At 64.2% G+C, this 525-nt stretch carries 1 pseudogene; it reads left to right on the forward strand.

The features are described 5' to 3' along the window. Positions 1-148: 148 nt before the first annotated feature. Positions 149-525 (forward strand): annotated as a pseudogene (locus IH09_RS36245) (hypothetical protein); the annotation flags it as partial.

Consider the following 525-nt stretch of genomic DNA (forward strand, 5'->3'; position numbering starts at 1 on the left):
CTTCGTCACGAAAACCACGTGGGCGTGGAGGATGAAAGCGCAGTGACGACCAGTTCGAATGTTCTGATATTCGGCCATAAACCCACCGCAGTACGCTGATCGGTGTGCAGTTGAGGTACGGCTTCCGCCTGTATCCGAACGGTCCTCACTGAAGGGGAAGCGCCCGCGCATGGGCGCACCCCGTTTCAAGTCCCGCAAGGACAACCGGCAGGCCGTACGGTTCACCGCCAACGCCCGCTGGAAGATCATCACCGGCGGGGACCTGTCATTGCCGAAGATCGGCGACGTGCGGGTGAAGTGGTCCCGCAACCTGCCCTCGGTCCCGTCCACAGTGACCGTGATCAAGGATGCGGCCGGCAGGTACTTCGCGTCCTTCGTCGTCGAGACCGGACCCGAGACGCTGCCCGACGTGGAGCCGGTCGTCGGCATCGACCTCGGTCTCGGGCACTTCGCCGTGCGGTCAAGGGACTCGCCCGTACACGCCTGGCCAAGTCCGTCCACGACGCCGGATGGTCTGCGTTCGTC

It is taken from the genome of Streptomyces celluloflavus (assembly GCA_000720995.1).
Lineage (GTDB): Bacteria > Actinomycetota > Actinomycetes > Streptomycetales > Streptomycetaceae > Streptomyces > Streptomyces celluloflavus.